18 protein-coding genes are annotated in these 24,170 nt (G+C 60.5%); 2 read left to right on the top strand and 16 right to left on the bottom strand.

What is annotated here, in order from left to right; translation table 11 throughout:
- Positions 1-64: 64 nt before the first annotated feature.
- Positions 65-463: a hypothetical protein gene (locus PMI25_RS20505; protein WP_007969558.1), complete on the bottom strand. Its 399-nt coding sequence runs from the start codon at positions 461-463 to the stop codon at positions 65-67.
- Positions 460-1,830, bottom strand: coding sequence for an MFS transporter (locus tag PMI25_RS20500; protein WP_007969557.1), 1,371 nt, complete (start codon positions 1,828-1,830; stop codon positions 460-462). Before PMI25_RS20500 ends, PMI25_RS20505 begins: the two co-directional genes overlap by 4 nt.
- 109 nt (positions 1,831-1,939) lie before the next feature.
- Between PMI25_RS20500 and PMI25_RS20495 the strand changes: the two genes are divergently transcribed.
- On the top strand, positions 1,940-2,821 hold the full coding sequence (locus PMI25_RS20495; protein WP_007969556.1) for a LysR family transcriptional regulator: 882 nt from the start codon (positions 1,940-1,942) through the stop codon (positions 2,819-2,821).
- A 50-nt stretch (positions 2,822-2,871) separates the two neighbouring features.
- On the opposite strand, the gene PMI25_RS20490 is transcribed toward PMI25_RS20495, so the two are convergent.
- The 3 genes from PMI25_RS20490 to PMI25_RS20480 all read right to left on the bottom strand — a co-directional run bounded on the left by PMI25_RS20490 (position 2,872) and on the right by PMI25_RS20480 (position 5,723).
- Positions 2,872-4,161 (bottom strand): hypothetical protein, encoded by a 1,290-nt coding sequence (locus tag PMI25_RS20490; protein WP_081755226.1) that lies wholly within the window; start codon positions 4,159-4,161, stop codon positions 2,872-2,874.
- Between the two features lie 236 nt (positions 4,162-4,397).
- Positions 4,398-5,222 (bottom strand): SDR family oxidoreductase, encoded by an 825-nt coding sequence (locus tag PMI25_RS20485; protein WP_007969554.1) that lies wholly within the window; start codon positions 5,220-5,222, stop codon positions 4,398-4,400.
- A gap of 36 nt (positions 5,223-5,258) precedes the next feature.
- The gene (locus tag PMI25_RS20480; protein WP_007969553.1) at positions 5,259-5,723 is read right to left on the bottom strand and encodes a hypothetical protein; all 465 of its coding nucleotides are present in this window, start codon (positions 5,721-5,723) and stop codon (positions 5,259-5,261) included.
- 178 nt (positions 5,724-5,901) lie between these two features.
- Here PMI25_RS20480 and PMI25_RS20475 point away from each other — a divergent pair, with 178 nt between their 5' ends.
- Positions 5,902-8,754 carry an RHS repeat domain-containing protein gene (locus tag PMI25_RS20475; RefSeq protein WP_007969552.1) on the top strand — a complete coding sequence of 951 codons (2,853 nt, stop codon included), beginning with the start codon at positions 5,902-5,904 and terminating at the stop codon, positions 8,752-8,754.
- Positions 8,755-8,828: 74 nt separating this feature from the next.
- On the opposite strand, the gene PMI25_RS20470 is transcribed toward PMI25_RS20475, so the two are convergent.
- From PMI25_RS20470 to alg8, 11 genes are all read right to left on the bottom strand, one after another.
- Entirely contained in the window at positions 8,829-10,280 is a 1,452-nt protein-coding gene (locus PMI25_RS20470; protein WP_007969551.1) for a mannose-1-phosphate guanylyltransferase/mannose-6-phosphate isomerase, read from the bottom strand.
- Positions 10,281-10,494: 214 nt separating this feature from the next.
- Positions 10,495-11,151, bottom strand: coding sequence for an alginate O-acetyltransferase AlgF (locus PMI25_RS20465; RefSeq protein WP_007969549.1), 657 nt, complete (start codon positions 11,149-11,151; stop codon positions 10,495-10,497).
- A 15-nt stretch (positions 11,152-11,166) separates the two neighbouring features.
- Entirely contained in the window at positions 11,167-12,339 is a 1,173-nt protein-coding gene (locus tag PMI25_RS20460; protein ID WP_007969548.1) for an alginate O-acetyltransferase, read from the bottom strand.
- A 10-nt stretch (positions 12,340-12,349) separates the two neighbouring features.
- Complete coding sequence (locus PMI25_RS20455) at positions 12,350-13,915, bottom strand: MBOAT family O-acyltransferase (RefSeq protein ID WP_007969546.1); 1,566 nt, start codon at positions 13,913-13,915, stop codon at positions 12,350-12,352.
- 248 nt (positions 13,916-14,163) lie between these two features.
- Positions 14,164-15,288: a mannuronate-specific alginate lyase gene (locus PMI25_RS20450; RefSeq protein ID WP_007969544.1), complete on the bottom strand. Its 1,125-nt coding sequence runs from the start codon at positions 15,286-15,288 to the stop codon at positions 14,164-14,166.
- 8 nt (positions 15,289-15,296) lie between these two features.
- Complete coding sequence (locus tag PMI25_RS20445) at positions 15,297-16,757, bottom strand: alginate O-acetyltransferase (RefSeq protein WP_024164482.1); 1,461 nt, start codon at positions 16,755-16,757, stop codon at positions 15,297-15,299.
- 10 nt (positions 16,758-16,767) lie between these two features.
- On the bottom strand, positions 16,768-18,354 hold the full coding sequence (gene algG, locus PMI25_RS20440) for a mannuronan 5-epimerase AlgG (protein WP_007965224.1): 1,587 nt from the start codon (positions 18,352-18,354) through the stop codon (positions 16,768-16,770).
- Positions 18,355-18,380: 26 nt separating this feature from the next.
- Positions 18,381-19,862 carry an alginate export family protein gene (locus PMI25_RS20435; protein WP_007965223.1) on the bottom strand — a complete coding sequence of 494 codons (1,482 nt, stop codon included), beginning with the start codon at positions 19,860-19,862 and terminating at the stop codon, positions 18,381-18,383.
- Positions 19,859-21,370 carry an alginate biosynthesis TPR repeat lipoprotein AlgK gene (gene algK, locus PMI25_RS20430; protein WP_443200892.1) on the bottom strand — a complete coding sequence of 504 codons (1,512 nt, stop codon included), beginning with the start codon at positions 21,368-21,370 and terminating at the stop codon, positions 19,859-19,861. The genes PMI25_RS20435 and algK overlap by 4 nt, the downstream gene beginning before the upstream one ends.
- 9 nt (positions 21,371-21,379) lie before the next feature.
- A complete protein-coding gene (locus PMI25_RS20425) occupies positions 21,380-22,549 on the bottom strand; it encodes an alginate biosynthesis protein Alg44 (RefSeq protein ID WP_007965221.1) in 1,170 nt (389 codons plus the stop codon).
- Positions 22,550-22,584: 35 nt separating this feature from the next.
- Positions 22,585-24,066, bottom strand: a complete 1,482-nt coding sequence (alg8, locus tag PMI25_RS20420) for a glycosyltransferase family 2 protein (RefSeq protein ID WP_219738132.1) — start codon at positions 24,064-24,066, stop codon at positions 22,585-22,587.
- Positions 24,067-24,170: the final 104 nt, after the last annotated feature.

Below are 24,170 nucleotides of genomic sequence, written 5' to 3'. Positions count from 1 at the left end.
CCCTTGTGGGAGCGAGCTTGCTCGCGAAGAGGTCGACTCGTTACTTCAGAAAAGCGCTGAGCAATCACTCAGCGCAAAACGTCTCCTGCAAATGCCGCCACAGCACCCGCTCGGCCTCGGTCTTTGCAAACACCACCGTCGACCGGCGATCGGTGTACAACCCGCTCGCATCGCTCTGCTGCTCGCGATAACTCAGCGTTGCGCCATGCGCATGCAGGGCAATCCCGCGCAGCTCACTGAGCTCGATCCTGAACCCGGGCTTGTTCCCGCCCGCCGCCTGAAACAGCGCACGCAAGGCTTCGATATCCAGCGTCCGGCCCAGCGGCGTGACCATGGAAAAATCCGCCGCGAACCGGCCCAGCAAGTGCGCAAGTTCCGCCGGATCCTGTTCCACGGCAAACCATCGTTCGATCAACAGATGGGCCTGGATCACTTCATCAAAATATTCGTTGTAGTCAGTCATGTGGATTTTTCCTGGAGGGGAGGTGGACTCAGCAGGGCGAGTACTTTGGAGGCGTCGAAACGCAGCACGGCGACCATTGGCAGCAATGTGAGCAGCGCGGCGGCGAGAAAGCAGTAGCGGAAACCGTTGCTGCCCAAAGCGCCCAACAACGAACTGAGCAGCGCCGCGCCGAGGCAGAAACCGAGCTGGCGGTTGATGTTCCACAGAGCGCTGGAATGGCCCATTTTTTCTGGCGCGATGCCAACAAATGCCAGGCTCTGCGCGGTGACGCTGCACAGGCTGCCGCCCAGTCCCATCAAGGCATAGGCAATGATCAGCGGCGTGGCGGTGGGTTGTTCGACACGCATCAGCAGGACAATCCCCAGGCACTGCAAAAGCATCCCGGCGATCAGCAACGGTTTGGGGCCGAGGCGGTTGAAACTGCGTTTGCCCAACATGATCGCCACACCCGAGGCCGCCGCCCAGGACAGCATCAGCGCACCGGTCTGCGCGGCGCCGAAGCCGAGGTCGTGCAGGTACAACACGGCAATCATGTTGGTGCCGGTAAACACCCCGGGCACGAACAGGTAGATCAGCATTGCCAAACGAAGTGACGGACTCTTGAGCAGTTGCAGGTCGAGCACCGCGTCGGGTTTGTGCCAGCCATCACGCAGGTACAGCCCCAAGGTGACGGCGCCGATCAACAGAACGCCGCCCGCAAGATTCCGGGTCGTGGACGCGCTCGCCAGACTCACCGCAATCAACAACAGACTCAGGGCTGTCACAGCCAGCAGCAAACCGCGCACATCCAGTGTCGGGCGTTGCGTACCGGGTTGATCCGCTTGCAACCACAGCAGACCCAGACCGGACGCGAGCAGCGCCATTGGCATGTTCAGGTAGAAAATCCAGCGCCACGACAACGCCTCGACGATCAGCCCACCCGCCGCCGGTGACAGGGCCGGCACCATTAACGCGACCATCAGCACTACGCCGGTCAGGTGCGCGCGTTGCGCCGCTGGAAATTGCCGATAGGCCAAGGCCTGACCGATCGGCAACAACAAGCCGCCACCGAGCCCTTGCAGCAAACGCCAGCCGATCAGGCTTTCAATCGACCCGGCCTGGGCCACCAGACCGGAAGCGATACCGAACAGCAGCAACGAGCCGAGAATCAGCCGCCGCTCGCCCAGCCGCGCCGCCAGCCACACACTCAGCGGAATGATCAGCGTCAGCCCGAGCATGTAGGCGTTGGTGATCCACGCCAATTGCGTCACCGAGGCCTGTAATTCCCGGGCGATGTCCGGGTAGGCGATGCTCGCGGCGAACATGTTCAGCAGGTCGAGGGCGAACCCGAACAGATACACCAGCGCGACTTTCGAGCGATAGGCCATGGCAGCTTCCCTGTAATGAGACGTGCAGGGTAGGGCGCTTCGGACGTTAGGAAAACGCTGGTTTGCCTGCTAGTTTGTCAAAATATTTTTGACAGGGAGCGCGCTGGATATGGTCAGCCTGGACCGTTTTGACACTTTCAAAGCCGTGGTCGAGGCCGGGTCGTTGACGGCGGCTGCTGAGACGCTGGGCCAAACTCGGGCGGTGGTGAGCTTCAATCTCAAGCGCCTGGAAGAAGAACTGGGCGTCACCTTGCTCACGCGTAACACTCGGCAACTGGCCCTGACCGATGCCGGCGAGCGCTTCTATCGGCGCTGCCTGCGCACCCTCGACGAAGCGCGACTGGCGATCGAGGAGGCGCGCTCCGAGCATTCGCAACTCAAGGGCACGTTGCGCATCACCACCACTGTGGAGTTTGCCCTGGCCCAAGTGGTGCCGGCGCTGGAGGTGTTTCGCCAGCAACAGCCGCAACTGAACATTCACTTGTCGACGTCTTCGACCCACGCCGATCTGATCTCCGAGCGCTTCGACATGGCGATTCGTCTGGGCCGCATGCACGACTCCAATCTGCGTGCGGTGCAGTTGTCGACGTTCGAAGTGTTTGCGGTGGCCGCGCCGCAACTGGTCGAGCGCTTCGCGCCGGTTGCCACGCTGGCGACGCTGGAGTCGATGCCGACGCTGGGCCATGGCCGCGTCCCGGAATTGACCGTGACCGACCCGGCTGGCACCGAGCATGTCTACCAGCCAAAACCGGGAACCACCGCCATCGTCGCCGACAACTCGGCGACGCTCAGAGCATTTGCGCTGACCGGGCAAGGCGTGGCGATTTTGCCGCAATGGCTGATTCAGGAGGATCTGGAGGCGGGGCGACTGGTGCGGTTGCTCGCCGATTACCGCTTTGCTCAGCAGGGTGTTTATGCGCTGTACCCGGATACCCGGCATTTGCCGCTGAAGGTGCGGGCGTTTATTGATTTCATGAAAGGTTGGGGGTAAGGGCTTTGGTGCAGACAGCGCGTTGAATAGCGCTGTCTGCCTGCCGAATATCAGCCTAAGTAGGCATCAATCCGACCAAAACCACTCAGATGCGCATAGTTTAATGACAGAAGGATGCGATTTTCAGAGCCCTTGATTAACTGGAAGAGAGGTTTCTTATCCACATCTGCTTCTTTCAGCTCTACATAACCAGACTCTCCGAAGCCATCATCAGGTTTCCCATCAGGCAGGAGACGGGCCAGGTACGGGTTCTGATCACCTGACAACGCTACTAATTTGCCGTCCTCTTGGGTGTAGCCACAACGCCAGCGAATGCCAGTGGGCGAGCTATCAAGTTGTGTGAGCAGTGGCTCACCGTTATTGAAAAGTCGATGCGGTGTGCCATTGGGCGTCAACATGCTTAACAGTCCCTTGGCCGATGTTTCCCAATCGGCGCCACTCTGTCCGAAACAGGCCAGGCTGCCATCAGGTCCTTGACTCAGGTCGTTGAAACGGTTGCTCAGATTATTGACGCGTAGGGTAAACAGGCCCGGGGTTCGAATGTCGCCGAACCCGCGATCGGGGTTGCCGTCCGGATTCAGCCGCGCGACGTACGCAGTTTCCAGCCCTTGCAACAACGCGTTACCGGCGATCAGCAGTTTGTCACCTTGCAGCAGGCAGCTATTTACCGCCGTAAACGGGCTCGCAGTATCGACTGTGAACTTGAGGTGACCCGTGCCATTGAACTCGTTGTTCCATGAGCCATCGGCTTTGATGCTGTAAATACTTGCGCTGTAATGATCCGAAGCATCCGGGTTGGCGTAGTTCGCTGTAATGAACAAGGTGCCTTGGGAGTTGACCTGAATGCTCTCCGATGTAACTACGAACTTGCTGTTCTCAGCGTTTGGTATGATCCGGCGACCCTTTTCGCCAAAGCTTTCATCGATACCGCCATTTTCATGAAAACGCGCAACGACCAACTCCCCCCAGCCATTGGCTGGTGAGAGAGTCCACCCCAGCAAAAGTATTTTCCCATCGTGTAGTACGGTCACTTTTCCAGCGCCACAAGAGTGGCCATCGAGAAAACTGCCAACGTGAAAACCCAGTTCGGCAAATTTTTCGTCGAGGCTGCCATCGTCGTTCAAACGTATCAAGGCATAGACGTTAAGCTGGATTTTGGCGTCATAAAGGTCGGCACCGATAATTACTTTGCCATCTGAATGAGCCAGTCCATGGATCAGACGTGTTCCCTGAAGTTTTTCGGGAAAGTCGAGCTCGTACATTGATACGGAGCCATGCTTTCCGAAATCCGGATCTGCTTCACCGGGCCGCCGAGTTTTTTGTTTGTGCGAAGTGTTCATAGGTCACCCATCGATAAACGTTCATGGATTCAACCCTGTAACGGCGTTGAACAATTGAAAGAGTTCTCGATCTCTAGCGACCACGGTCGATCAGCGACGCCATTGTGCTCGGACAACCATTCTCCTTCTGGTCTGAATACTGTGACTTTGGGTGAGAGCTGTACACTGTCAATGCTGACAGGTGCGGTGTCGAAAAAAACATGCGTCAATTTGTTCGAGCACCCGCCAGCTTGGTATCAAAGCTTCCCGCGCAACCCGAACCGCTTCATCAACGTCGACTCCAGCAACCCCTTCGGCAACAACGTCGCCAGCAACGGCAACGCCCGGCTGCCATTACCAATGCGAACCAAGCGCGGCGGTGTGCTCTGCTGCACCGCTTTGAGTAATTCAGCCGCAAACTCGGTAGCCGGGGTCGGCTTGTCCTGCGAGGCCTTGGCCCGCGCGCGAATCCCCTCACGCAACGGAAACCACGGCGATTGCTCGTTGATCAACTGCTCGGCCTCATGCCCGGCGTTCTTGGCGAAGCTCGACTGAATTGCCCCCGGTTGCACTTCCATCACGCGAATGCCGAACGGCGCCAGTTCCATGCGCAAGGTATCGCTCAGCGCATGCACCGCGGCTTTCGAAGCGCAGTAGGCGCCAGCGAACGGCGTGACCAGAACCCCCGACACACTGCCGATATTCACTACCAGCCCCTTGGCCCGGCGCAGCACCGGGAACAGTGCGCGAGTCACGCCGACAATCGAGAACACGTTGGTCTCGAACTGGCGCTGCATGGCCGGCACGCCGCCGTCGAGCAGCGGGCCCATGGCGCCGTAACCGGCGTTGTTGATCAGCACGTCGAGGCCACCGTGTTGCTGGTTGATGCGTTCCGCGAGTTGTTCCAGCGCCACGCTGTCATTGACGTCCAGCGGGATCGCGGTGAACCCGGCGGTGGTCAGCGCCGCGACGTCTTCACTCTTGCGCGCAGTGGCCCAGACTTCGTAACCGGCGCCTTTGAAAGCGTCGGCGAGGGCGCGGCCAATGCCGCTGGAGCAACCGGTAATCAACGCAACGGGCATGGCGCATTCCTTGTGCAAAAAAGTGGGGAAGGGGGATTAGTCCGAGAAGCTGCCTTGCAAACGCTCGGCGCGGAATTCCAGGGTTTGCGGGCGATAACCGGGGCGCAGCGGTGGCATCGGCAGGCAGTCTTCCCAGTCGCCGCCGGCCTGCAATTCACCGGGGCCGCGATAGCGTGGCGCGGTGTATTGGTTGTCGGCCAGATTCACCGTGTCACCCGGCGCATAGGCTGCGATGCGCCAGCGCAGTTCGGTCAAAGGCACGTCGTTGCCGTTTTTCATTTTCAGTTGCAACGGGCGATCCGCCGGGCACTGTTCAGGAGCGTAGGCAATGCGCATCTCCAGACGCGCCAGTTGCTTGAGTTCGCGGTTGTCCAGCCACACCACCCACACGGCCACCAGGCCCAGACCGATAGCCGCGGCCACGGAGACCGGCACAGCCTTGGCGGGATAGCGCAGCAGCAGAATCAACCAGGTGATGATCAGCAGGATGCCGATGAACATGAGGGAACGCTCCTTGGTTCGTGAGTACCATCCTACCGGAGGGCCGGCACAATGGACATTCGCGCGTATTCCGAATGTACCGTCAGTCGATACTGTAATTTCTGACAGTTGAAAATCGCAAAGCGCGGATGCTCTGATGCCCTGAAGCATGGTTAACGGTAGTGCCGGGAGCAAGCTGATGAACAAGCATGGCAAAACACCGACGCTTTCGGTAAGCGACCCGCGCGGATTGCAGATTCGGACGGTTGGTTATTGGCGTGCCGAAGACCTTTGCCCTGCTCAAGCCCGCATCAATCGCACGATGCGTGACGCTGCCGGAAGGGTTGTTGAACAGTGGGATCCGCGCCTGTGGGCACTGCAAACGACCGAGCCGCTGACGCCTGCGAATCTGAGCACCCTTTATTCGTTGATCGGGCAAACGCTGCGCTCCGACAGCGTCGATGCCGGTACGCAGCTGGCGTTGTACGGGCTCGGTGCCGAGACGCTGTACGACTGGGACAGTCGAGAAACCTGGCGCGAGGTGCAACACGACCCGCTGCTGCGTCCGATTGCCGTGTTCGAAGAAGGTGCATCCGAGCCTCGGCGGTGCGTCGAACGTCTCACTTACGGTCAGCCCGGCGCGGGTGATACCTCGCGGAATCAGCTGGGCCAGTTGATTCGGCACGATGATCCGGCGGGTAGTGTGTGCTCGCAAAGCTTTGCAATCAGTGGGCAGTGCATTGAAAGCACACGGCACTTCACCCTCGACCCCAGCGTCGCCGATTGGCCGCAAAACGTTGATGACCGCCAGCGCTTGCTGGAACCCGGCGACGGTGCCAAGACCCGCTGGCGCTTCGGGCCGCTGGGGCAGGTACTCGAACAAGTCGATGCGCGTGATAATCACCATGGCCGCGAGTTGACGCTCGACGGTCAGTTGCGCGCCTGCCATCTGCAATTGCGGCACCAGACCAAAGCGCTAACGCTGGTGAGCGACATTCGTTACAACGCTGATGGGCAAGTCACTCAGGAACTGGCGGGCAATGGTGTGCTGACGACGCTGACCTATCAGCCCGAGGATGGTCTCCTGCTAACCCGCCATGCGAGGAAAGCCGGGGGCGAGGTATTGCAACATCTGATCTACGACTACGACCCGATGGGCAACTTGCTGAGCATCGAGGACAAGGTACTGCCGATCCGGTATTTCGCCAACCAGCGTATCGATCCTGTCAGTCGTTTCGATTACGACAGCTTCTACCAGTTGTATGTGGCCACCGGTTGGAAAGCAGGTGCTGCTACTCAAGGTCCGGCCTCCATCGGACGTGACGATCCGGCAGCAGTGAGCAATTATCGACAGACCTTCAACTACGATGAATCCGGCAATCTGTTACTGCTGACGCATGTTGGCGCGCGCAATGGCCGCGAGCTCAAGGCTGCGCGATCAAGTAATCGCTGTTTGCCTTACCGTAATGGCGTGCCACCGTCGGAAGAGGAGATTGCCGCGGCGTTCGATCCCCGTGGCAATTTGCGAGCGCTGTATGCGGGGAGTTCATTGGCGTGGAATCTGCGTAATCAGTTGCAATCCGTCACGCCGGTCGAACGTGCCAGCGGACCCAATGACCGTGAACACTATTACTACGACGGTGCCGGCCAACGTGTGCGCAAGATTCGCTCACTCCAGACGAATGCCCGCGGCGTCACGGCCCAGGTGCGCTATTTGCCTGGGCTGGAGCTACGTACCGACACGGCCACCGGTGAACAACTGCAAGTGATCTGCGTCGAGGGCCACATCAGCCGTGTACACGTGCTGCACTGGGAAAGTGCTCCGCCCACCGGTTCCAATGACCATTATCGGTACACGCTGATGGATCATCTCGGATCGACCTGCCTGGAACTGGGCGAGGATGCCCGGCTCATCAGTCAAGAAACATTCTTCCCGTTCGGTGAAACGGCGTGGAGCAAGGACACCGAGGCCAGTTACAAAACCCTGCGTTATTCGGGCAAGGAGCGCGATGCCACAGGTCTCTATTATTATGGCTATCGCTATTACATGCCGTGGTTGCAGCGCTGGTTGAATCCTGACCCGAAAGGCTTTATCGACGGGCCGAACCTGTACCAGATGGTGGGTAACTCGCCCATGGGCCATGTCGACACCGATGGTGGCGGGAAGACCGCCACATCTGAATTGGCTGACAGTGTGCAAAAGCAGCAGGCATTAATGAGCACGATGACCTCGGCGGCAGCGGACGTCAGAAATTCATTGCTCAATCACACTCAGGCGCGACACCGGTTTCAAGCCCTTGTCAGGCGCGTCGGGACGCAACTGGCCAGCAGCATGTTCAGCGCAGGCGCTCAAGCCGCAGGGGGCACGATTGGCACTGCAATGGGCAACGTGTTCGGACCGGTAGCCGGTTCTCTCGGGGGCAAGATTGGCACGAAGGTCGGCGATAAGTTGGCGGGTGCAGCCATCGACAAGTTGGTGGACACCTATCAGTTGAACCGACCTATCCATTTCAAAGGCAGCGAATTGAATCCCAAGGCTTTGGTTGAAAGCGTCGAGCCGAAAAAGAAGCTGAGTCTTGCCACAGTGAAACTTGAATTGGCAGCGCATGATCCGCGCACAGCCGACGGTCGATCTCGTTTGACCAAAATGGCGCGCGCCAAGATCGAGGATAAAGTGATCGAGGCAGTCTCTGAAAAACTGGGAGCGGAAACTCGGGGTCTGTTCCAGACGGGGCGGGAATTCATCCATGCAGCGCAGGGACTGAATGCCGAGGCGTTAAGCAACACTTATGAACATCTTTCGGCAAACATCGACATGGTCGAGTTCAGGACGCAAGCCATCCTCACCGAGCTGGCAACCACCGGCAGCGCGGACCCGGAGCTTTTCGAAGCGGTCTCCGACTTGTCGATGCAAACGTCCAGTACGGTGCAGAGCCTGCAGCGGACCCAGGACTTTATCGGACTGCTCGCACCGGCTCCTTACGCGGGAAGGCAGCAATCGCTGGGGGGATATTCCCGGCCAAGGCTGACTCGACAACGTTCGTTGAGTTGAAAAAAGCCCCCGCCCAACCCACTGCGGATAGGGGACGCAGCGGGCTGGACGGGGGCTTCTCGTTCTGCAGATCGTTACTGCGCGATGGTTTTCACCGACACGCCGCGTTCGATCGGGGTGGAGCGACCGTAGATATCTTCGAAGCGTTCGATATCGTCTTCACCCAGGTACGAACCCGATTGCACTTCGATGATTTCCAGCGGGATCTTGCCCGGGTTGCGCAGGCGGTGCACCGAGGCGATCGGGATGTAGGTCGACTGGTTTTCGCAGAGCAGGAACACATTTTCATCGCAGGTCACTTCAGCGGTGCCGCTGACCACGATCCAGTGCTCGGCGCGGTGGTGGTGCATCTGCAGTGACAGGCAGGCGCCCGGTTTGACCGAGATGTGCTTGACCTGGAAACGCCCGCCCATGTCCACCGAGTCATACGAGCCCCACGGACGGTAGACCTCGCAGTGGTTCTGGGTTTCGCTGCGGCCCTGCTCGTTGAGGGTGTTGACCATCTGCTTGACGCCCTGAACCTTGTCTTTGTGGGCGATCATCATGGCGTCCTTGGTTTCGACCACGACGATGTTTTCCAGACCGATCACCGACACCAGTTTGCCGTTGCCGTGGATCATGCAGTTCTTGCTGTCCTGGATCACCACGTCGCCTTTGCTGACGTTGCCGTTGGCGTCTTTCTCGTTGACTTCCCACAGCGACGACCAGCAGCCGACGTCGCTCCAGCCAGCGGTCAGTGGCACCACGCAGGCGCGTTGGGTTTTTTCCATGACGGAGTAGTCGATGGAATTGTCCGGGCAGCAGGCGAAGGTGGCTTCGTCAAAGGTGATGGTGTCGGCGTCCTGCTGGCTGCGCTCGAGGGTCAGCAGGCAGGTGTCGTAGATGTCCGGATCGTGCTTTTTCAGCTCTTCGAGGAAGCGGCTGGCGCGGAACAGGAACATGCCGCTGTTCCAGTAGTAGCCGCCGGATTCGACGTACTCGGTGGCGCGTTTGACGTCAGGTTTCTCGACGAAGTGCGAGACGCGGCTGACGCCTTCAGGCAGTAGCGAGTCGCCGGTGGATTTGATGTAGCCGTAACCGGTTTCCGGTTTGGTCGCCGGCACGCCGAACAGCACCATCTCACCGTTTTCGGCGGCGACAGTGGCCAGGGCCAGGGCGCGTTGCAGGGCTTTCTGGTCTTCCAGCACGTGGTCGGCCGGCAGCACCAGCATCAGTTCGTCACGCCCTTCGTTGACCAGCATCATCGCGGTCAGCGCCACCGCTGGTGCGGTGTTGCGGCCAAACGGCTCCATGAGGATGCGCTGGCATTCGAGGTTACGGTTGGCCAACTGTTCGTTGACGATGAAGCGGTGATCCTTGTTGCAGACCACGATCGGCGTGTCCATGCCTTCGAACACCAGACGTTCCAGGGTTTGCTGGAACAGCGTGTGTTCACCGGTCAGGGCGAGGAATTGTTTAGGGAATTGCTTGCGCGAAAGCGGCCAAAGACGTGAACCGCTACCACCTGACAAGATCACCGGAATCATATTGTTTACTCCATAAAATCGATTGGTTAGAGGCACGAACGTTGTGTCGTTTCACTCTTGTTTTTGTCTCGTATCCGAACTGACAACCCGATTCATTGTGGGAGCGAGCTTGCTCGCGAAGGCGGCGTATCAGTCGACACATCTGTTGAATGTCAGACCGCTTTCGCGAGCAAGCTCGCTCCCACAGGGGATATGCGTCAGTCAGGAAAAATGATCAGCGAGTCGACACCGGGCGTTTCACCCAGACTGGCGACAGGCTGCTGCCGGAACCGGTGACGTACAGCACCGCTGCCTCACCACGCTCCAGCGCGACCGGTTTTACGTCGCCGACTTTCTTGTCGCCTTCGTACAGCGCGAGGCTGACTTTCACCGGGTTGATTTCACGTTCGCCACGGCCCTTGGCGGCCACGTTCGGCACCACGTCGGTCTTGCCGTCGGCGGTCTTCAGGGTCAGCGGTTTGTCGCTGAGGTTCTGCACGCGCACCAGGGATTTCTGCTTGTTCTTGAACGGCGGCTCTTCGATCAGTTGTGGCGCGCCGGATGCGTTGTTGACCAGGGTGTAGTAGTGGTCACCGGCGAGTTTGACCGGCAGGGTCTGGCTGCCGACCTTGGCGCTGTAATCACCGCCCGGCATGAAGCTGAAGTCGCTGCTGGCCAGTGGTGCAACGTCGCTCAGGTTAGTGCTGCCGACGGTGGCGCTGACTTCGGCGTTGCTGGCGTTGTAGACCCGCACGAAGGTCGAGCCTTTCGGTGCGGTCGGGCCGTACAGCGCGGCGTCACCACCGGCGAAAGCCTGGACCGACAGCACGCTCAGACCAGCAACCAGTGCGAAGCGTTTTGCGAGACGACGAGGAGTAGTAGTGAAAGTCATGGTGTTACCTCTCTTTCAGTTTTGCGCCCGATCGGGCGTCTCGGATTTAGTGTTGATGGCTACGTTTTGTTGGCGAGCACCGGCTTGTTTGAGCTCTGCGACCCACTGCGGGTCGGCGTCGCCGATTTCGTTGTTCACAGGCAGATATCGTTCAGGAAACTCCCAGATCAGCACCTGTGGCGGGCTGTTCTTGAAGTCATCGCTTTTCAGGTAGCTGAGCATCGGCAGGATCGGGCCGTGGCCGTCCTCGGCGTAGTTCACGACGTCGCTATGCAGCGCCTGTTTCAGCGCACCGACGAAGTTCCAGTTGGGGTTGGCGCTGTAGCTGGTGCCGATCAGCGCGACCGGTACTTCGCTGCTGGCAAACAGCGCGTCGTCACCGGCAGGTTGCTCGGCGGCCACGGTGTTGCGCTTTTGCAGCGGCTCTTGCGCCGGCATCAGGTTTTCGAACAGCGGGTCCAGCGGCAGGAACAGACGCAGGTCGCCCTTGTGCGTGACCTTCTCCGCTGGCGTGGTGACGAAGCGTTGCGGCTCGCCGCTGAGCGGGAACTTGTCGGCGATGGTTTTCGCCAGGGTGTTGGCGGCGATTTCAGCGCCTTCCGGGGTCCAGTGGGTGTCGGTGCGCAGGAACACTTGCTGACCGTTCTGCTTGGCTTTTTGCAGCGGGCCGAGCAGGTCAGGGGCGAGGATCTTGTCCGCCGCGACACGGGCGTGGAAGTCCTGATAGAGGTTGGCGTGGATGCTTGCCGGTTTCACTTCACCCAGGTGTTCCGGGTACAGGCGAGCCTTGGCCGGCACGATCGCCATCACCAGTTTCACGCCTTTCTCTTTCAGGGTCTGACGCACGCCTTCGACCAGCGCGTAGTTGCCTTGCAGGTTCAGCTCTTCGTTGACGATCGGGTTGAATTCCTCATCGCTGTACAGCCACTGATCGCGACCGAGCACCACGCCCGGACGACCTTCGTTGAACAGTTTGAAATCCAGCGCCGCCCAGAGGTTGGTGCCCAGACGCTTGATCGGAAACTGATCGTCGTAGTGGGTTTCCACGGCTTTGGTCCAGCGACCGTTAAGCACGGTCGCATCGGCGTTGGTGCTGAAGCCGAAGAAGCTGCGCACCGACCACAGACCGAGCACCAGCAGGGTCAGCAGAAACAGCGCGATGTAGAAGATGCGTAATGAGCGGGTCATGTCAGATCCCTCAGAACTGGAAGTAAAGGAACGGCGAGAAGCTTTGCGCCGAGAGTTTGAGAATCGAGGCGATGAACAGCAGCAGGATCAGCCCGCGCATCACGTAGCGCGACCAGTCCGCCGTCCAGTAAGCCGGTTGCACCTGGGCTTCGACGCCGACGGTGTAGCCAGGCTCATGGATGCTCGCCGGGTTTTCGCCGGGGGCTGCCTTGATCATTCCCGGGGTCGCGGTGGCAGGGCCGTTGGCCTCGACGTTGACTTCAGGTTTGCTCTTCACCGGCGGCTGGTTGGTGTACAGATCACGCAGGCCGAAGAACGCCAGCGTTGCGTACGCCACCACCAGGGTTGCCACTTGCAGACCGGTGAGGCTGGCACGGTTGAGTTCCGACAGCGACCAGTCGCTGAAGCTGAACATCGCGCCGTACATGCGCCCGGCGACGTGCAGGTTTTCGGCACGGAAGATCACCCAGCCCATCACCACCAGCAGGAAGGTCAGCGCCCAGCGAATCGGGTTGAGGCTGCGCGGCGAGGTGTTGATGCCGAGCATTTTTTCGATCGCCAGCCACATGCCGTGCCAGGCACCCCAGACGATGTAAGTGATGTTCGCGCCGTGCCACAGACCACCCAGCAGCATGGTCAGGAACAGGTTGCGATAGGTCATCAGCGTGCCTTTGCGGTTACCGCCGAGGGTGATGTAGAGATAGTCACGCAGCCAGGTCGACAGGCTGATGTGCCAGCGGCGCCAGAACTCGGTGATCGACTGGCTGATGTACGGCTGCTTGAAGTTTTCCATGAAACGGAAACCCATCATCAGGCCCAGACCAATGGCCATGTCGCTGTAACCGGAGAAGTCGAAATACAGCTGCGCGGTGTACGCCAGCGCGCCAAGCCAGGCATCCCCGGTGGTCGGGTTTTGCAGGGCGAAGCAGTGGTCGGCCACCACCGCGAGGGTGTCGGCGATGAACACCTTCTTGATAAAACCCTGCATGAACCGCGTGCAACCTTCGGAGAACTTGTCGAGGGTATGGGTGCGGTTGTTGAACTGGTCGGCGAGGTCGCGAAAACGCAAAACCGGGCCGGCAATCAGGTGCGGGAAGATCGCCACGAACGCCGCGAAGTCGATCAGGTTGCGCGTGGCCGGGGTGTCGCCGCGATACACGTCGATGATGTAGCTGATCGATTCGAAGATGTAGAACGAGATACCGATCGGCAGCAGCACGTGGGTCAGGATGAACGGTTCCAGACCGAACGAGGTCATGATCGCGTTGATGCTGTCCACGCCGAAATTGGCGTATTTGAAGTAGCCGAGGATGCACAGGTCGACCGCGACGCCGAGCAGCAGCCAGCGCTGCGCCGGTTTGGTGCGCACCCCGGCGGCACCGACTTTCAGGCCGATCCAGTAGTTCCACAGGGTGACGCCGGCGAACAACGCCAGGAAGTCCACCCGCCACCACGCGTAGAACACGTAGCTGGCGATCAGCAGCAACAGGTTGCGATAGCGTTGCCCGCTCAGGTAGTACAAGCCGAGAAAGATCGGCAAGAACAGAAACAGGAACACGTTGGATGAAAATACCATCCCGATCTCTCCATGTTTGAACCAACAGTCAAGGGCCAAAGCCCCCCCAAACCCCCCACGAAAAACGGGGTGGTTGTATTGCATGCTGCGCACTTACCTGTGGCGAGGGAGCTTGCTCCCGCTGGGGTGCGAAGCGCCCCTGAAAACCTGATCACACGGTGTGTCAGTCAATCCGTGTTCACTGGGTTACGACTGCTCCGCAGCCGAGCGGGAGCAAGCTCCCTCGCCACAGGGGAATATCGTCAGCCTTACGAACCCTTGTTGCCCTTCTCGTGGGACGGGTCGTAGACCTTGGTCAGGTCGCCACCCAGGCGGAAGGTCTTGAACGGTTGCATGCCGTGCTTCTTCTCGATCACATCCGCCGGGCAGGTGTAGAGCGTGCAGAACGGTTCGAGCCAGGCGAATTTCATGTCCTCTTTCAGGTCGGTCATGTCCTGCTCTTTGCCGTTCTTCTTCTCGAACTGATCCGGGTTTTTCACCCCGGCCAGCACCCGGTCACCCAGACGCTTGAGCGCGCTGTTGTTTTCCTGACGTAGATCGACGCCGTTGACCTGGGCGAAACTGGCGATCATCGCCAGCGGCGGCAGGGCGTAGTTGTGATAGGCGAGGGCGCGTTGCTGGCGCTTGAGTTCGTTGGGCAGGAAGCCGTCGGCGTCGATTTGATTGACCCCGACCTTGTATTCCTTCACCGCCCAGTCGAACAGGTCGCGACGGTTGGTGGCGATCGAGGTCGCCATCACCGACCACGCGGCCCAGTACGAGTGGTTGTTGGTTTTTTCCAGCGGCAGATTGTCCCAGTCGCTGACCACCTGATCGGCCATCTTGCTGAACCACGCTTCGATCTGCTGCGCTTCTTGCTGATGCGTGGCCAGCGGATGCGAGTCGGAGAACTTCAGGCGAATGTACGAAGAGGCCATGCTGCCCAGCGCCCATTTGCGCATCGACTTGCCGGTGTGGTTGAAGTCTTTCGACATCAACGCATCGGCCTTGGCCCACGCGGTCAGCCAGTTCAGCGTGCAGTCGAGCTGCTCCGGACGACCGTCGCGCATGAACTGCATCACCCGTTTGGCGGTGCCGCGCTCCAGGGTGGTGATGTCCTTGGTGGTGTCGCGGAAGGCTTTTTCCGACTGCACGTTCAGGGTCGCGCGGGCCTTGTCCGAGCCTTCGTACTTGCTGCGAAATTGCAGCGGCCCGGTGTACGGCGCCGGCATTGCATCGCAGCCTTCGCTGTTGTCGCCGCTCTTGAATTTATCCACCGGCGCAAAGTAGCCCTGTGGCGGACGCAGTGGCGCGGCGGCCTGAGTGGCCCCGGCGAACATCGCCAGGGTCAGCAGGGATGGCGCAAGCAAGTGTTTGATCGTTCGATTTCGCATAGCAGACCTCATTGCCCGAGCTGAGCGGTTTGTGGCCCAGCGCCCGGGAATACGTTGCGTTTGCAGATTTTCGCTTCGACTTTTTGTGGCGCGGTGCCCGCTTCCGGGCCCTGGACTTCGACTGCCAGCAGGTTTTGCGAGGCCCAGTCTTCGTCCGTGCGCAACTCAAAGGCGAAACGACCGTCGGTGTCGGAGGTTTCCGGTTTCTCGATCTTGATGTCCTCGTGGCGACCGTTCATGTACCAGAGGGTGGCTTGCAGGGTTTTCACCGAGGTGTCGGCGAAGCGGATGTCGACCTGATGGCTGCTGTTCTGCAGGTTCAGGTTCTTGCTGTTGACCAGCAGTTCCTGTTTGCCGCCAGGCTTGAGCGTGGTGCTGGCGGACATTTGCGCGTCTTTGCCTTCGCAGCCGTTGTCGAGCAGCGACATCATCTGGCGGTAGATGGTCTCCTGGTCGAGGCGGTACAGCGGCGAGAATTCCCAGATCAGAATCTTCGGCGGAGTCTTCTGGAATTCATCGCTACCGAGGTACTGCAGCATCGAACCTTCCAGACCACCGCCGGGGAAGGCGACGTTGAGAATGTCGGCGCCGATCGCTTCTTCGAGGAAGCCGGCGAAGTTGTAGTTCTTGCCGCTGTGCGAAGTACCGACGAGGGTGATTTGCGGGTTGCCGGAATCACCGAACAGGTCGCCGTCACCGGCTTCGCCTTTGGGCTCGGTGGTGAACTGGTCCATGTACTGGATCGCGTAACTGGTGCCGCACAGCTGGCCGGCCATGTTGTGCAGGGTGCCGGTCTTGCCCATGCGCCCGGTACGCTTGGTCTCGAATTCACGCTTGGGAATGTCGGCGAAGGCCGGAATCTGCTTGACCTTCTCGGCGACGATTTTCGCTGTGCGCTGGGCACCGTATGGGGTCCAGTGCTGGTCGCCGCGGAAGTAGAAATCGTGGGCGGGCAGGGTGTCCGGCAGCGATTCGTTGGTCAGCGGCGACAGGTCTGGCACCACGTAACCCATCTGCGCGAAACGGCCGAGCATGGTCTTGTAGTTGCCCAGCGCTTTCTCGTAATCGAACGCGGCTTTTTCCTGCGGGTTGAGCTTGTTGCGGTTCACCAGGCCACGGGTCGGCTGGTAGACGATCACCAGTTCGACGCCTTTGGCCTTGAACGCATCGTGCAGCTGTTGCAGGCGTTTGTAGCCGGCCGGGGTGGTGTTGAACTCGGTGCGCAAATCTTCCTGGGTACGGAACAGCCAGTCGCCCTGTGCCTGCACCAGGGTGGTGAAGTTCTGCTGGTAGCGCGTGGTGTAGTTCTTCGCGTCATGGGCGGCCGGGCACAGGTTGCAGCACGGTTCGGCGCTGAATTTTGGCGGGGTGGCGCCCGCCGCTGCATCGGCGCGAGCGCCTTGGCTGGCCGCCAGAATGCCCACGGTCAGGGCCGACAGGCTGAGTAATCTGATCAAGTGTGGGTGCATAAAATTATCCTCAGTCCTGCAATTCGGTCTGGCGTTCGACAGGGTCGATCAGCACGGCTTTCTGCTGGCGCACCAGCAGGTCGAGAATTTCATCCTGGCGCTCGCCGAGGATGCCGTTGAAGCTGATGCCGCTGGATTTGGTCGGCGCCAGCATCGATACCCGATACAGCTCGACGCTCAACGGCGAGTCGATGGCCATCGGCCCGCTGCCGTTGGCCGCCAGTTCACCGCCGACCACGATCAGCGAGACTTGCGCGTCGAACGGGTCGAGCTTGATGTCCCGGTCGGTGTCGGTCAGGTCCTTGATGTGGCCGTAGACGCCGGTCAGGCCGTTGGCCATGGCGACGTTTTCGTAGAGGCGGATGTTCACGCTGTTACGAATGCGGATGCCGTGGCGTTTGTTGCTGATGACCTTGTTGCCCCACAGCAGGTTGTCGGCGGACTCGTAAAGCGTGATGCCGTCGGTGTGGTTCTTGTAGATCTCGTTGTAGGCAATGATGTTGTTGACGCTGTTACGGTCGATCACCAGGCCCGAGAGGTGGTTGTCGTAGCTCTTGTTGTTGAAGATGAAGCTGTCGTTCACTTCACGGGAAATGATGATGCCGTGCTTCTTCTTCGTACCGTGGACGGTGTTCTCGGCAATGATCAGACCGTGGGAACGGTCGTGCGGGTCGATGCCGTAGACGATGTTGTCCTTGTAGGTGTTGCCCTTGACCACGAAGTCGCGGGTTTCGTAGCAGTAGAAGCCGTACCACATGTCCGAGAACTCGGAGCCGACGATCCAGCCGGTCGGCTCGGGACGCTTGAGCACCTTGGCCATGTTCGGCGTGTACTGGGAAATACTCACCCCGTACGACTTGCTGTTGGCGTAGCCGAAACTGGCCATCTTGCTGTTGACGATGTAGGTCTCGGTGCCACCCCAGGCCAGCAGGAACGGACGGAATTCCTTCGGCGAACGGAAGGTTGCCGGGCCGTTGTCCTTCTCGCGCCAGCCAGTGACTTTGGTGTCACGCACGAACAGCTGACCGTCGTTGACCAAGAACGAACCGGCTTCTTGCGACAGACGCAGCTCCTGGGTCTGCCCGTCGATTTCGAGGATGCCTTTGCGGCCGACCACGATCGGCAGCTTCGCCAGGTACACGCCCGGCGAAGTCTCGCTGAAGTACTGCTTGGGCAGCTTCTGCGCCAGCTCCTTGAGGTTCAGGTAGCCGTCGTCGACGAAGATCGCCTGCGGGATGCCGTGCTGACGCACCACCCATTCGGCCATCTTGTTGTCGCCGCCGATGAAGTCCTTCAGGGCGTCTTCCTGCATCATCCGGCGCACGCTGATCTTGCCCGGTTTACTGCGATTGATTTTCGCGGCAGCGGCCTCGGCGGTGAAGCCGGACAGGTCGGGCAGTTTCGGCTTGGCCAGTTCCAGCGCTTCGGTCGGCGCGCTGCTGACGGTATAGGTCTTGGCTTGTTGCAGCTCTTTGGCGACGGTCACCGGTTTGCCCTGTTGAGGCACGGCCGGTTCCACCGTGGCGAAGGCGCCAGCGGAGGCCAGCAGCATGGCGCCGGCCAACAGGCTGAGCGAGCCTTTCCTTGCATGGTGCATGTCGGGCACTCCCTTGGCGGTTTGCATCAGAAGCGCCAGATCACGTCAATGAACGCGCGGTGCATGTACGAATCGACCTGGCTGCCATAGGCATCACCGGGCTTGAACACGCCGCCACGGAAACGCACCAGCGCCGACGGTTCGTCGATCGACTGACTCAACGCCGCTGGCAACAGGCCTTGCTTGAAATACTTGGTCACCACCAGGTCCATTTCCTGACCCAGGTCCTTGTTGCCATCCTGCAGCGGCAGCGAGGTGCTGGAGAGGATCGCGCCGGTGACGTCGTCGGTGTTGTTTTCCACGGCGTTGATACCGTTGCTGCCGACCGGCTTGTTGCCATCCACGCGCCAGAACTTGTGGTAGATCAGGCTGGCGTCGTACTGGTCGTTGAGCATCCACGAACCGAACAGGGTGGCGGTCTGCATGTTGTTCATTTCGCCACGGAACGCTTCGCCGAAACGATGCACGCGCGAGCGGGTACCGGTGTAGTTGGAGCGGTTGCTCTCCAGCCCGTTCTGCTGGTAATCGGCGCTGGCGCGGGCGTAGGCCGCACCGACCTGCCACTGCGGATCGAGGCGCAGACGCACGCCAAGGTCGGTGGCCCAGCCGTTGATGTCATCGCTGTGTTTGGCCTGTGCCGGGCGGCTGCCATCGGCGTTCAGCGGGTTGACCGAATCGAGGTCGCCGCTCATGCCGGTGATGCTGCCCCAGTAGTTGACGGTGTTGGTGTTGCGCCAGTTGTAGGCGTCGCTGTCGGCAGTCAGGCCGAGCCAGCTGATGTCGCCGTTCTGGGTTTTGTCGAGGGTGTCACGGGGCACGCCCGGTTCGGCGTAATCGAGCTTGCCGTTGTCGTGGGTGTGATGACCGCGAATGCCGACCCAGTTGCCCGGTGTCCACTGATAGGCGGCATCGGCGTAGGCGTGCAGGCGATCCTTGTCTTTCGGCGCCAGCTCTTTGAGGTCAGTGCGGTATTCGCTGAAGCGTTCGGCGACACCGACGTTGGCGCGCAACAGGGTGGTGTCGAAGGTCCAGTTCAGCGCTTCGATGTTGGTGTCGCGCCATTGGCCGTCGTCATTGCGCAGGCGCTGGCGACCGAGCTTGAGCATCTCGCCAGGGTACGGCGTCAGGCCGCTGTAGCCGACCCAGAATTCGCGCATCGCCAGATAGTTTTTCTTGGTTTTGCGGTCGCTGTTGTCGGTGGTTTGCTCACCGTCGGACTGCTGCAGGGTGTCGGTCTCGATGATGTCGGTCGAGGTCACGGCCTGACCCATGGCGTAGGCACTCCACGCGCCGCTTTCGCCGTAGATCCACGGACGCAGGTCGAGGCCCACACCGTTGACGTCGCCGCCGCTGGCGGTGCCGAGGTCGCGGTCGTCTTCGGACTGGCCGGTGATTTTCACTTCCAGGCCGAAGTTCTTGGTTTCAGTGATCGCGGCCAGTGTCGGGCAAGACCAGATCAGCGCGAACGTGAGGCCAATGCCGGCCTTCACAAAGGGATTCAACTTCATAGGGATTCCTCGCCGTCTTCTTCTTGCAGGGCGTGCAGTTGCAGCGTGTTCTGGTTCAGGGCGCCACGGCTGGCCTGTTCCTGTTGCAACAGACGCTGGGCTTCGGCCAGACGCTCGGGCGGCAATTGCGCGGCCAGGGTGGTCGCCAGTTCATCAGCTTGCGGGGTGTTCTGCGCCTTGGCCAATTGGCTGAATACGTAGGCGTTGAGCGGGTCGGGCTTGGTGCCCTTGCCTTGGGAAAACAGTTGGGCGATGGCGAAATCGGCGCTGTTCTGGCCGTTGCGCGCAGCGGTCAGCAGATGGTCGAGAGCCTTTTGCGGGTAGACCTTGCCCAGGTAACCACGGCGATAGATCTGGCCGAGGTAGTAGTCGGCGGCGACTTCGCGGCCGACGGCTTTCTGGAAGTGTTCTTCGGCGACTTTCGCGTCGGCCGGCACCAGTTTGCCTTCGTAGTAGAGCTTGCCCAGCAACAGTTCGGCGCGCGGCTGGTCGGCGGCGCGGCCGTTGTCCAGGTACTTCATCATCTGCTCGACGTCGCCCAGTTCCGGGAAGTCGTACAGCAATTGCGCGAGGGTCACCCACGATGCCGGGTAGCCCGGAGCGATTGGCTCAAGCAGCGACTGCGCGGTTTTCTCGTCGGTCTTGCCCAGGGTCGAATCGGCCAGCACGCGGGCCACCGAATCGACGCGCTGCGCGCTGACCGTGCCACGGCTGTAACCGGCCTGCATCTGCTTGATCAGCTCGGCCTGTTGCTCAGGCTGCGCACGTTTCTGATAGACCGTGGCCAATTCGACGTAGCAGATGTCAGTGGTGTTGAGCGCGGCCTTGCAGATCTTTTCCACGTCATCCAGATGCTGGTCGTAAGTGCCCTGGGTGCGATACAGCAGCACCTGCGCCAGACCGGCTTCCGGGTAGCCGGACTTGCGCCACTGATCGATCTGCTGCTGCGCGTTGATGTTCGGGAAGCTGTGCGGAAATTGCAGGTACAGCATCGCCAGCGGGATCAACGTGTTGCCTTCGCCATTGGCGGCGGCTTTTTTCAGCAGGCTTTCGGCTTCGTGGTGCTCGGCCTCGGTGGAGCCCGGTTTGGCCACCAGCAGGCGACCGAGACGGGCCTGGGCCCGAGGCGACACATCGGCGGCAGCGCGGTAGGTGGCTTCGGCTTGTTTGATCTGCTCGGGGTCGCGGCTGTCGACCTGGATATCGGCCAGGCCCACTTGCGCCTCGCTGTAACCCAGATCCGCCAGCGCACGGTAGTTCTGCGCGGCGGTGGCGGTGTCGCCACGCTTGAGCGCTTCGTTGGCCAGACGCTGGTCGGGCAGGCCGGCGCATCCGGCGAGGCTCACCGCCAGCGCCAAGGCACACACTGAACCCATGTGGGAGCGAGCTTGCTCGCGAAAGCGGTGTGTCAGTCGGCACTGAGGCTGAATGTCAGAATGCATTCGCGAGCAAGCTCGCTCCCACAGGGATTGTGGTGTGCTCGAGATGGGTGGAGTAGTCACAGGCATGTCCTCGACTTAAAGACCGGCAGCCATGGCTTTGTCGATCAGCCAGTTCAGGTTCGGGCCACGGTCGCTGTTCACTTCCACCGGGCGGCCGGCGAAGCTGCTGTCCAGCGGTTCGTCCGGCTGGATCTGCACGCGGATGTCGGAGGACAGGTCGGCGCTTTTCAGGCTGGTGCTGCTGACGATCTTGCCGGTGCGGGTCTGGTCTTCGCCGGCGATCTGGAAGCTCACTGGCGTACCCGGACGCACGTCGCCGAACTGGCGATAAGAGAAGCGCGCATCGACGGTGGCCTGGGTGTTGCGGGGCACCAGGGTGAAGATCACGTCGCCCTTGCTCGCGTACTGACCGTCAGCCACCAGTTGCTGGGCCACGGTGCAATCGCACGGCGAGGTCAGGGTGCCGGTCATCTGCTTGCCGAACAGTTCTTCAACCTTGGCCGGTTGCAACTGGTCTTCGTCCAGATGGCCCTTGAGCACGTCGAGCATGCTGGTGCTGAAGGTCGCCAGCGGGGCGCCTTTGGCAGCGACGCCGTCGGACTTGACCAGACTCTGCACAGTGCCGTCACGGGGCATGGTGATGTTCATCCCCGGCACGCTGACCAGGCCTGCTTGTGCATGGCTGACGAAGTACATGCCGTACACCGACTTGAACACGAAACCGAACGCCACCAGGCCGATGGCGAAAATGCCGGCGCTGAAGGTCACGGCTTTCAGACGCCCGAAAGGAGTCATGCCGCTGCCGCCGTCCTTGACCTTGCGCGCCTTGGTGAAGTTGTCGCGCTGCAGGGTCGCCAGCACTTCACCCATGCTCACGATGTCGCCGGCCAGGTGCGAAGTGATCAGGTGACGCAGGGTCGAGATGTCCTGCGGCTCCAGGTTCTGGAACTGGCAACCGGCGCGGCCGGTCTGGCGGTCGTAGGAGCGCACTTGCAGTTCGACGTCCATGGCCAGACCGAGGTTGTCGATGACGAATTGCAGACGTGCCTTGTACACCTCGCCGAGGGTCAGCGGCAGTTGCCCGGCGTTGAACGCCAGACCACCGGCGGACAAGTCCAGGACCCGCGCTTCGACCGGCGTCCGGTCCGGGCCGAAGAAGCGCAGTTTGGCCGGGATTTTCACTCGGGCGTGCTGACGCTGGGCTTCGGATTCATGCACTACGTTGGCGTTGACGGCGGTATTCATGGGGGCGATTTCCTTGTTAATTCAATAGGGGCAGGTCAGACCATCATCAGCAGCACGGCGACGAAAATGCTGCCGGCGGAGAAGGTCATGGTCCGAGACGACCAGGTGTTGAACCAACGTTGAAAGCTGGCGAGATCACGGGTCAGGGAAGTGGGTTGGCGCGTCCAGGATTGCTGGTCGAGGCGGAAGAACACATAGATCTTCACCAGCGCACCGACGATCTGGTTGTAATACAGAATCACGGGATAGGCCGGGCCGATCCGGTGACCGGAGCACGACAGCAGCAAGGTCAGAATCAGGCGGGTGATGCCGATCCACAGCAGGTAGGCGAGGATGAACGCACCGCCGTACTTGAAGCTGGCGATGATCGCCACGGTCAGGCCCAGCAGCGAGGTCCACATCGACACGCGCTGGTCGAACAGCACCACCGAGGTGAAGGCGCCGAGGCGTTTCACACCCAGGCCCAGCGCTCGCGAGTTCTGGCGCAGGTTGTTGCCGTACCAGCGGAACATCAGCTTGCGGCTGGCCTTGATGAAGCTCTTTTCCGGCGGATGCTCAACGGTGTTGATCGCGGCGTCCGGCACGTAGAAGGTGTCGTAACCCAGGCGCATCAGGCTGAACCAGCTCGACTTGTCGTCGCCGGTGAGAAACTTGAAACGGCCCAGGCGCCAGTGCTGCAGCGAGTCGCTTTCGACGTCGGCGATGAACTCCGGATCGGTCACCACGGTGGCGCGGAACACCGACATGCGCCCGGTCATGGTCAGCACGCGCTTGGACAGGGCCATCGAGCACATGTTGATGTGGCGCTGGGCGAAACGCAGCTTGTGCCATTCGCTCATGATGTAGCCGCCGCGCACTTCGCAGAACTCGTTGGTGGTCAGGCCGCCGACATTGCCGAACAGCTGGAACCACGGCACGGTCTTGCGCACGGTGCCTTCGCCGAGCACGGTGTCGCCGTCGATCACGGCCACTACGGCGCGGTCGTCTGGCAGGTGGCGAGAGATCGCGCGGAAACCGTAGGCCAGGCCATCGCGCTTGCCGGTGCCGGGAATGCGCACGAAGTCGAGCTTCACGCGGTCCGGCGGATTCATCCGCGCCCACAGCGCTTTGACCAGCAGCTCATCGGACATTTCGACGATCGAGCAGACCACGGTGGTCGGCAGTTCGCAGTCGATGGCTTCGCGGATCACCGAGCTGTAGACCTGCGCGGTGGTGAGCGCGTCGATACGGAAACTGGTGACCATCAGAAACACATGCGACGGATCCGCCGCCTTACCCAGCTTGCGCACTTTGCGGCGCAGATGCGGGTAAACGATGTAGAGAAAAATCATGCCGCGCACAAAGTGCGTTGCACCCATCGAGTAGCGCCAGATACCCACGGCGCCAATCAGGAAAATAAAGTCCTTCGACTCGGAGTCGAACGTGGACGTGGGCAGCATCAAGGCCAGGCCCAACAACAAACTGAGGTAAAACAGCCAACCGGCGGCCTGAAGTAGGCCGTGCTTTAGCCTGTGCATAATCTGCATCCGTCTCTATCTCGGGCGAGCCTGTCGGGTGGCCCGATGGGGTTAAGGCAGGCGAAGAACCGGCCGAGGGTTCAAATCCCCCGGCCGGAAGGCTG

Origin of the sequence: Pseudomonas sp. GM30, assembly GCF_000282275.2 — a bacterium.
Classification (GTDB): domain Bacteria; phylum Pseudomonadota; class Gammaproteobacteria; order Pseudomonadales; family Pseudomonadaceae; genus Aquipseudomonas.
Note: the sequence above shows the minus strand (reverse complement) of the source record. Positions and strands in the feature narration are given on the sequence as shown.

Coding starts and splice junctions, on each gene's coding strand:
- PMI25_RS20505 (WP_007969558.1), bottom strand. CDS start 463: ATGACTGACTACAACGAATATTTTGATGAAGTGATCCAGGCCCATCTG.
- PMI25_RS20500 (WP_007969557.1), bottom strand. CDS start 1,830: ATGGCCTATCGCTCGAAAGTCGCGCTGGTGTATCTGTTCGGGTTCGCC.
- PMI25_RS20495 (WP_007969556.1), top strand. CDS start 1,940: ATGGTCAGCCTGGACCGTTTTGACACTTTCAAAGCCGTGGTCGAGGCC.
- PMI25_RS20490 (WP_081755226.1), bottom strand. CDS start 4,161: ATGAACACTTCGCACAAACAAAAAACTCGGCGGCCCGGTGAAGCAGAT.
- PMI25_RS20485 (WP_007969554.1), bottom strand. CDS start 5,222: ATGCCCGTTGCGTTGATTACCGGTTGCTCCAGCGGCATTGGCCGCGCC.
- PMI25_RS20480 (WP_007969553.1), bottom strand. CDS start 5,723: ATGTTCATCGGCATCCTGCTGATCATCACCTGGTTGATTCTGCTGCTG.
- PMI25_RS20475 (WP_007969552.1), top strand. CDS start 5,902: ATGAACAAGCATGGCAAAACACCGACGCTTTCGGTAAGCGACCCGCGC.
- PMI25_RS20470 (WP_007969551.1), bottom strand. CDS start 10,280: ATGATTCCGGTGATCTTGTCAGGTGGTAGCGGTTCACGTCTTTGGCCG.
- PMI25_RS20465 (WP_007969549.1), bottom strand. CDS start 11,151: ATGACTTTCACTACTACTCCTCGTCGTCTCGCAAAACGCTTCGCACTG.
- PMI25_RS20460 (WP_007969548.1), bottom strand. CDS start 12,339: ATGACCCGCTCATTACGCATCTTCTACATCGCGCTGTTTCTGCTGACC.
- PMI25_RS20455 (WP_007969546.1), bottom strand. CDS start 13,915: ATGGTATTTTCATCCAACGTGTTCCTGTTTCTGTTCTTGCCGATCTTT.
- PMI25_RS20450 (WP_007969544.1), bottom strand. CDS start 15,288: ATGCGAAATCGAACGATCAAACACTTGCTTGCGCCATCCCTGCTGACC.
- PMI25_RS20445 (WP_024164482.1), bottom strand. CDS start 16,757: ATGCACCCACACTTGATCAGATTACTCAGCCTGTCGGCCCTGACCGTG.
- algG (WP_007965224.1), bottom strand. CDS start 18,354: ATGCACCATGCAAGGAAAGGCTCGCTCAGCCTGTTGGCCGGCGCCATG.
- PMI25_RS20435 (WP_007965223.1), bottom strand. CDS start 19,862: ATGAAGTTGAATCCCTTTGTGAAGGCCGGCATTGGCCTCACGTTCGCG.
- algK (WP_443200892.1), bottom strand. CDS start 21,370: ATGCCTGTGACTACTCCACCCATCTCGAGCACACCACAATCCCTGTGG.
- PMI25_RS20425 (WP_007965221.1), bottom strand. CDS start 22,549: ATGAATACCGCCGTCAACGCCAACGTAGTGCATGAATCCGAAGCCCAG.
- alg8 (WP_219738132.1), bottom strand. CDS start 24,066: ATGCACAGGCTAAAGCACGGCCTACTTCAGGCCGCCGGTTGGCTGTTT.